This is a genomic window from Streptomyces torulosus (genome assembly GCF_001419765.1).
In the GTDB taxonomy this organism is placed as follows: domain Bacteria; phylum Actinomycetota; class Actinomycetes; order Streptomycetales; family Streptomycetaceae; genus Streptomyces; species Streptomyces torulosus.
Genome location: NZ_LIRK01000121.1, coordinates 1 through 7,763, shown reverse-complemented (window position 1 = coordinate 7,763; position 7,763 = coordinate 1). Strand labels below are relative to the sequence as shown.

Sequence of the window (7,763 nt, the reverse complement as noted above, 5' to 3'; positions counted from 1 at the left end):
CCGCCGTACGGCGGCCCCGTGGGCCATCAGGCGTCGCTGTACGCAGCCAACCGGTCCACGCCCTACGGCGGCGGCCCCACCCCGCCGGGCCACGCGGGGTACCCGACGGTCACCGCCGTCGCCCCACAGCCCGGCCCGCCCCGGCGCAAGATGCCCCCGGCCGCGCTCGTCGCGCTCGTCGTGGCGGTGCTGCTGGTGGCGGGCGGCGGCACCTGGGCCGTGGTCAATGTGCTGAACGGCCCCCCGGACGACCCGCCCCGAACGGTGATCGCCAAGTACCCCTACGGCGAGAAGGCGGCCCTCACCCAGCCGCTGCAAGTAGGGGACTGCGTCAAGGCGGTCTGGACGGGGGCGGCGTTCAAGTCGCCGCCCGACCTCGGCGTGGTCGACTGCGACGAGGACTGGCCGGACGGCCAGGTCGTGGCGATCGAGACGGCCTCCGACCACGACGACGCGCGGGACAACGGCCCGCAGCGCTGCGCCAACCAGGCCGACTCGATGGCCGAGGCCCTCCCCGACGCCGGGGTCTACGCGCTCGTGCCCACGAAGGAGGGCTTCACCGCGGCCAAGGGCGGTACGGCATGTCTCGTACTCGGCAAGCACGTCCCGATCGGCGGGGAAGTGGGCCGGCTCCGTGACACGGGCATGAAGCTGTGGCCCACGCAGATGGCCGTCGGAGACTGCTGGGACTACACCACCAGGGACGACAAGGGATACGACGCGCCGCTGACCGACTGTGCCCAAGCGCACACCGACCAGGTCGTCGGATCGGTGCAGGCCCCGGACAGCATGACCTTCCAGGGCGCCCTCGACGAGGGAGGAAAGCTCTGCACCAACAGGTTCGAGACGACTTGGGCGCCCGGCTCCGACCTGATCGTGTCGGGCTGGGTCTCCGACGAGGACGAGTGGAAGAAGGGCTTCAACAAAGTGGTGTGCACGGTGCGCAACGCCGACATCTCCAGGACGACCGGGAAGATACCCACGCCCGGCTCGGTCTGAGGCCCCGGACGCCTCGCGTTCACCTCGGGTTCGTGTGTCCGCTTCCCGTGCGTGCCAGCCTCCCCTCCCTGGGTGTCGAGGGGTGGGAGTGCGGGACATGGAGAGCGAATCGGCGATCTTCGCGGGAGTGGTGTTCGCCCTGTTCGGGGGCGGGCTGCTGCTGTGGACCACCGTCCGGCTGCGGCAGGGACTGCCGGTCGCGCACGGGGTGCGCCCTGTGATGTCGGCAACGCTCGCGAGCGTCGCCGCGGTCGCCGCCCTCCTGCTCGGCGCGTGGTGCTTCGCGCAGATCTGAGGGTGCTCCGGGCGCCGGAGCAGGGAGCGGGCCGGGTGACCACGGGGTGACCCTCCGCATCGGTCCGGAAGGGCCGGTGAACACGCCGGGCGGCAGGAATGGCGGTAGTCGGGTTACCGTTCGAGTGGCCGTTGCGGGCTTTTCCCGTTTGACACGGGGGCGGGATGTACCGTCACACTCCGCAGCGTCAGCATGACCCGATCCCCGGGCCCATGGCCGCGCCTCCTGCGAGGCACCGGCCTCCGGGGGTGCCCGACCCCGGACACAAGGCGACCCCGGGGAGATCCCAGCGTCGACCGGAGAGAAGAGCGAAGTTGTCCCCGACCAGCGAGACCGCGAAGGGCGGCCGCCGACTCGTCATCGTCGAGTCGCCTGCCAAGGCGAAGACGATCAAGGGCTATCTCGGTCCCGGCTACATCGTCGAGGCGAGCGTCGGGCACATCCGCGACCTTCCCAACGGCGCCGCGGAGGTGCCCGAGAAGTACACCGGCGAGGTCCGTCGCCTCGGCGTGGACGTCGAGCACGACTTCGCGCCCATCTATGTGGTCAACGCGGACAAGAAGGCGCAGGTCAAGAAGCTCAAGGACCTGCTGAAGGATTCCGACGAGCTCTACCTCGCCACCGATGAGGACCGCGAGGGCGAGGCCATCGCGTGGCACCTCCAGGAGGTCCTCAAGCCCAAGGTCCCGGTCAAGCGGATGGTCTTCCACGAGATCACCAAGGCCGCGATCCAGGCCGCCGTCGCCAACCCGCGCCAGCTCAACCAGAAGCTCGTCGACGCCCAGGAGACCCGCCGCATCCTCGACCGCCTCTACGGCTACGAGGTCTCGCCGGTCCTGTGGAAGAAGGTCATGCCCCGGCTGTCCGCGGGCCGTGTCCAGTCCGTGGCGACACGGCTCGTCGTGGAGCGGGAGCGCGAGCGGATCGCGTTCCGCTCGGCCGAGTACTGGGACCTGACCGGCACCTTCTCCACCGGCCGCGCCGGCGACCCGTCCGACCCGTCGTCCCTGGTCGCCCGCCTGCAGTCCGTCGACGGCCGCCGGGTCGCCCAGGGCCGCGACTTCGACTCGCTGGGGCAACTCAAGGGCGCGAACGTCCTGCACCTCGACGAGGCGAACGCCCGCGCGCTGGCCGCCGCCCTGGAGAACACCCGCTTCTCCGTCCGCTCCGTCGAGTCCAAGCCGTACCGCCGCTCGCCGTACGCCCCGTTCCGTACGACGACGCTCCAGCAGGAGGCCTCGCGCAAGCTCGGCTTCGGGGCCAAGGCGACCATGCAGGTGGCGCAGAAGCTGTACGAGAACGGCTTCATCACCTATATGCGTACGGACTCCACGACGCTCAGTGACACCGCCGTGGCCGCCGCCCGCGCCCAGGTCACCCAGCTGTACGGCGCCGACTACTTGCCGGCGCAGCCCCGGACGTACGCCGGGAAGGTCAAGAACGCGCAGGAGGCGCACGAGGCGATCCGACCCTCGGGTGATCGTTTCCGCACGCCCGCCGAGACCGGTCTGACCGGCGACCAGTTCAAGCTGTACGAGCTGATCTGGAAGCGGACCGTGGCCTCCCAGATGAAGGACGCGACCGGCAACTCCGTCACCGTCAAGATCGGCGGCACCGCCTCCGACGGCCGGGACGCCGAGTTCAGCGCCTCCGGCAAGACGATCACCTTCCACGGCTTCCTCAAGGCCTACGTCGAGGGCGCCGACGACCCGAACGCCGAGCTGGACGACCGCGAGCGCCGGCTGCCGCAGGTCACCGAGGGCGACGCGCTGGCCGCCCAGGAGATCACGGTCGACGGGCACGCCACCAAGCCGCCCGCCCGCTACACCGAGGCCAGCCTGGTCAAGGAGCTCGAGGAGCGCGAGATCGGCCGCCCGTCGACGTACGCGTCGATCATCGGCACGATCCTCGACCGCGGCTACGTCTTCAAGAAGGGCACGGCCCTCGTGCCGTCCTTCCTGTCCTTCGCCGTGGTCAACCTCCTGGAGAAGCACTTCGGTCGGCTCGTCGACTACGACTTCACCGCGAAGATGGAGGACGACCTCGACCGCATCGCCCGCGGAGAGGCCCAGTCCGTGCCGTGGCTGAAGCGGTTCTACTTCGGCGAGAGCACCGGTGACATCGGCGCGGCCGCCGAGGCCGGCAACGGCGACGGCGACCACCTCGGCGGACTGAAGGAACTGGTCACCGACCTGGGCGCCATCGACGCGCGTGAGGTCTCCTCGTTCCCCGTCGGCAACGACATCGTGCTCCGCGTCGGACGCTACGGCCCCTACATCGAGCGCGGCGAGAAGGACAGCGAGGGGCACCAGCGCGCCGACATCCCCGAGGACCTGGCGCCCGACGAGCTGAACGTCGAGCTGGCGGAGGAACTGCTGGCGAAGCCCAGCGGCGACTTCGAGCTGGGCACCGACCCGGCGACCGGCCACCAGATCGTCGCCAAGGACGGCCGCTACGGGCCCTACGTCACGGAGATCCTCCCCGAGGGCACCCCGAAGACGGGCAAGAACGCGGTCAAGCCGCGGACGGCCTCTCTGTTCAAGACGATGTCCCTGGACACCGTCACGCTCGACGACGCCCTGAAGCTGATGTCCCTGCCGCGTGTCGTCGGCGTGGACGCGGAGGGCCAGGAGATCACCGCGCAGAACGGGCGCTACGGGCCGTACCTGAAGAAGGGCACGGACTCGCGCTCCCTCCAGTCCGAGGACCAGCTGTTCACGATCACGCTGGAAGAGGCGCTGGAGATCTACTCCCAGCCCAAGCAGCGGGGGCGGGCCGCCGCCAAGCCGCCGCTGAAGGAGCTGGGCGCGGACCCCGTCAGCGGGAAGCCGGTCGTGGTGAAGGACGGCCGCTTCGGGCCGTACGTCACCGACGGCGAGACCAACGCGACGCTGCGGTCCGGCGACAGCGTGGAGACGATCACGCCCGAGCGCGGGTTCGAGCTGCTCGCGGAGAAGCGGGCGAAGGCGCCGGCCAAGAAGACGGCGAAGAAGGCGCCCGCGAAGAAGGCGACCACGGCGAAGACCGCCGCCGCGAAGAAGGCGGCGCCGGCGAAGAAGACGGCCGCGAAGAAGGCGACCACCGCCAAGACGGCCGCGGCGAAGAAGGCCGCGACCGCGAAGACGGCGGCTGCGAAGAAGACCGCCGCGTCGTCCGAGGGCTGAGAGGCGTCGAGAGACGTCGGGCGTCCGGCTGAAGGCTGTTGGGCGCCCGGCGGTTCTTGAACCGCCGAGGGTTCGGGAGTGGCCGAGGGTTCGGAACGCCGGACGGTTCGGTCGCGGCCGAGGGTTCGGAACGCCCAAGGGGGCGGGGGTTCGGGAGCTTTGCGGCGGGTGCGGGGGCGTTGTGGCTGGTCGCGCAGATCCCCGCGCCCCTTTGGCGGCGGTGACGCCGAGCGGTGGCTGGAATCTTCACCTTGGTTTTTCTGAACCTGCGCTTTTTACACGACTTGGTGGCGACGTGTGCGTGCGTTCGGGCGTCGGTCCGGGGTGTCGGTGGGTGCCGATAGGCTGAAAGCATGATGCGAGGCGAGCAGCCGACTGCCCTGACTCCGGCCCCCGACGACGCCCTGGCAGCCGACTCCAGGGAGCGCGCGGTACGGGCGCTCTTGCGCCGACCTCAGCTCAAACGGCTGTGGAGCGCACAGCTCGTGGGCGGCGTGGGCGATGTCCTCGCCCTGTTCGTGCTCGTCCTCCTGGCCTTCCAGACGGCGATCGCCGAGGAGGCGTTCGGGGGCGGGTACCGGGGCGTCGCCCTGACCGTCGCCGTCGTCTTCGGCACGCGGGTCCTCGCGACCCTGCTCTTCGGCGCCGTACTCCTCGGCCCCCTCACCTCACTGACCTCGCAGGACGGCCCGCTCGACCGCCGCTGGACCATGGTCGGCGCGGACGGGTTGCGCGTCCTGCTGCTGATCGTCGCGCCCCTGTGGATCGACTGGACACCCGACAACGCGCTCGCGGTGCTCCTGGTGACCGTCTTCGTGACCGGCGTCGCCGAACGGTTCTGGACGGTCTGCCGGGAGAGCGCGGCGCCCGCGCTGCTGCCCGCGCCGCCGCTGGAGGGCGCGACCGTACGCCCGCTGCCGGACCACATGGACGCGCTGCGACGCCTGTCCCTGCGCACCGGATTCGTGGCGGTGCCCCTTGCGGCCGCCACCCTCGTCGTCGTGGCGCTGCTCAACAACCTGCTGGGCGCCGGCCTCGACTGGTTCGGCCAGCACCAGGCGGCGCTCGCCTCGTACGTCGCCGCCGGACTCTTCGCCGCCTCGCTGTCGGTGGTGACCTTCCTCGAACTGCCCAAGACGCGTACCCCGCGCGCGCGGTCCCCGCTGGAGGGGCTGCGCCGGCCCAGGACCGGCACGGGCGTCGACAAGGGCCGCACGGGCGCCATCCCGATCCTGGTGCCCGCATGCGCGGCGGTCGCCGGCGCTGTCGCCGCCGCTGTCGCCGTCGCCGTGCTGCACGCCAAGGACCTGGGCGGCGGCCCGGTGCTGTACGGCCTGCTGGTCGTCGCGCTGACCGGCGGCGTGGGCCTCGGAATCCGCCGGGCGCCGTCCCTGCTGCCCGCGCTGTCCCGCCGTCGCCTCCTCGCTCTGGCCATCGCATTCACCGGTGTCGCACTGCTCGCCGGCGGACTCGTGCCGGACGTCACCAGCGTCGTCCTGATCCTCGGGCTGGCGGGTGTCGCCGCGGGCATCGCCGCCAACACCGGGCACACGCTCCTCGACCAGGAGGCCGAGGAATTCCGGCGGGCCCGGACCACCGAGCACCTCCACGCGGTCGTACGCGTCTTCGTCGCGCTCGCCGCCGTCGTCGCCCCGCTGGTCGCCGCCGCCATCGGCCCGCACCGGCTGGAGAACGGCAAGTTCGTGTTCGCGCACGGCGGCGCCGCGTTCACCCTGATGCTGGTCGGGGCGCTGCTCCTGCCGGTCGCCGCGCTCGTCCTCGCCAAGGTCGACGACCGGTCCGGAGTGCCGCTGCGGCACGACCTGCGGGACGCGCTGCTCGGCGGCGACGACCCCGACCAGGCACCGGCCGAGACCGGGTTCTTCATCGCCCTGGAGGGCGGCGACGGCGCCGGCAAGTCCACCCAGGTCGAGGCGCTCGCCGAGTGGATCCGCGCCAAGGGGCACGAGGTCGTCGTGACCCGCGAGCCCGGCGCCACCCCCGTGGGCAAGAGGCTGCGGTCCATCCTCCTCGACGTGTCCAGCGCCGGACTGTCCCACCGCGCCGAGGCCCTGCTGTACGCGGCGGACCGCGCGGAGCACGTGGACACGGTTGTGCGGCCCGCGCTGGAGCGGGGCGCCGTCGTCATCTCCGACCGGTACATCGACTCCTCCGTCGCGTACCAGGGAGCCGGCCGGGACCTCTCGCCGACCGAGATCGCCCGGATCTCGCGGTGGGCCACGAACGGGCTCGTACCGCATCTGACGGTGCTGCTGGACGTCTCGCCCGAAGCGGCGAGGGAGCGGTTCACCGAGGCGCCGGACCGGCTGGAGTCCGAGCCGGCCGAGTTCCACGAGCGCGTACGGGCGGGATTCCTGACGCTCGCCGCCGCCGACGCCGGACGGTACCTGGTCGTCGACGGCGGGCAGGACGCGGAGGCCGTCACCACCGTCATCCGGCACCGCCTCGACGTGATGCTCCCGCTGTCCGAGGCCGAGGTGAAGGCGCAGGAGGAGGCGCGGCGCAAGGCCGAGGAGGAGGCCCGCAAGAAGGCCGAGGAAGAGGCCGCCCGTAAGGCCGAGGAAGAGCGGCTCGAGCGGGAGCGCCAGGAGGAACTCGCCCGGCTGCGCGCCGAGGAGGAGGAGCGCAAGCGGCGCGAGCTGGAGGAGGCGCAGCGGCGCGAGGCCGAACGGCAGGCCGAGGAGGCCCGGCGACGGGCCGAGGAAGCGCGGCGCCGTGCCGAGGAGGAGCAGGCACGGCTCCTCGCGGAGGAGAAGGCCCGCGCCGAGGAGGAAGAACGGCGCCGGGTCGAGGAGGAACGGCGACGCCGGCAGGCCGCGGAGGAGCAGCGACTGCGGGCGGAGGCGGAGGCGCTCCGCCTGGAGAAGCAGCGCAAGGCCGAGGAGGCGCTGCTGCGCGCCGAGGAGGCGCGACGGATCGCCGCGGAGCGGGCCGCCGCTGCGGAGGCCGAGCGGGTCGCGGAGGCCGCGCGGGCGGCAGCGGCGGCGGCCGAGGCGGAGCGTGCCGCGGCGGCTGCTCGGGCGGCTGAGGCGGCGGCTGCGGCGCCTCGGGATGCCGAGGCTTCTCGGGGGGATGACGGCGACGGGGAGCGCGGCGGTCGATCTGAGTGGGGCGAGCGGGGCGGTTCGGGTGACGCCACCGTGCCCACGCCTGTGGTGACGCCCACGAACGCGTCCGGGGGGCCGTGGGACGAGACGGCTGTGCTGCCGCCGGTTCGGCCCGGGGGAGGGACGGATTCCGAGACCACGGCGAAGCTGCCTCGGCCGCCTGAGCCGTCGGCGGAG

The 7,763-nt window shown here is 72.2% G+C and carries 4 protein-coding genes; all 4 read left to right on the top strand.

The features are described from left to right. Positions 1 to 999, top strand: a 999-nt coding sequence (locus AOK23_RS09325) for a septum formation family protein (RefSeq protein WP_206336159.1), incomplete at its 5' end; no start/stop codon positions are given. A gap of 97 nt (positions 1,000 to 1,096) precedes the next feature. Next, positions 1,097 to 1,294, top strand: coding sequence for a hypothetical protein (locus AOK23_RS09320; RefSeq protein ID WP_055712271.1), 198 nt, complete (start codon positions 1,097 to 1,099; stop codon positions 1,292 to 1,294). 314 nt (positions 1,295 to 1,608) lie between these two features. Next, positions 1,609 to 4,458, top strand: a complete 2,850-nt coding sequence (topA, locus tag AOK23_RS09315) for a type I DNA topoisomerase (protein ID WP_055712270.1) — start codon at positions 1,609 to 1,611, stop codon at positions 4,456 to 4,458. Between the two features lie 353 nt (positions 4,459 to 4,811). After that, a partial coding sequence (gene tmk / locus AOK23_RS09310) for a dTMP kinase (RefSeq protein WP_055712272.1) occupies positions 4,812 to 7,763 on the top strand: 2,952 nt, incomplete at its 3' end.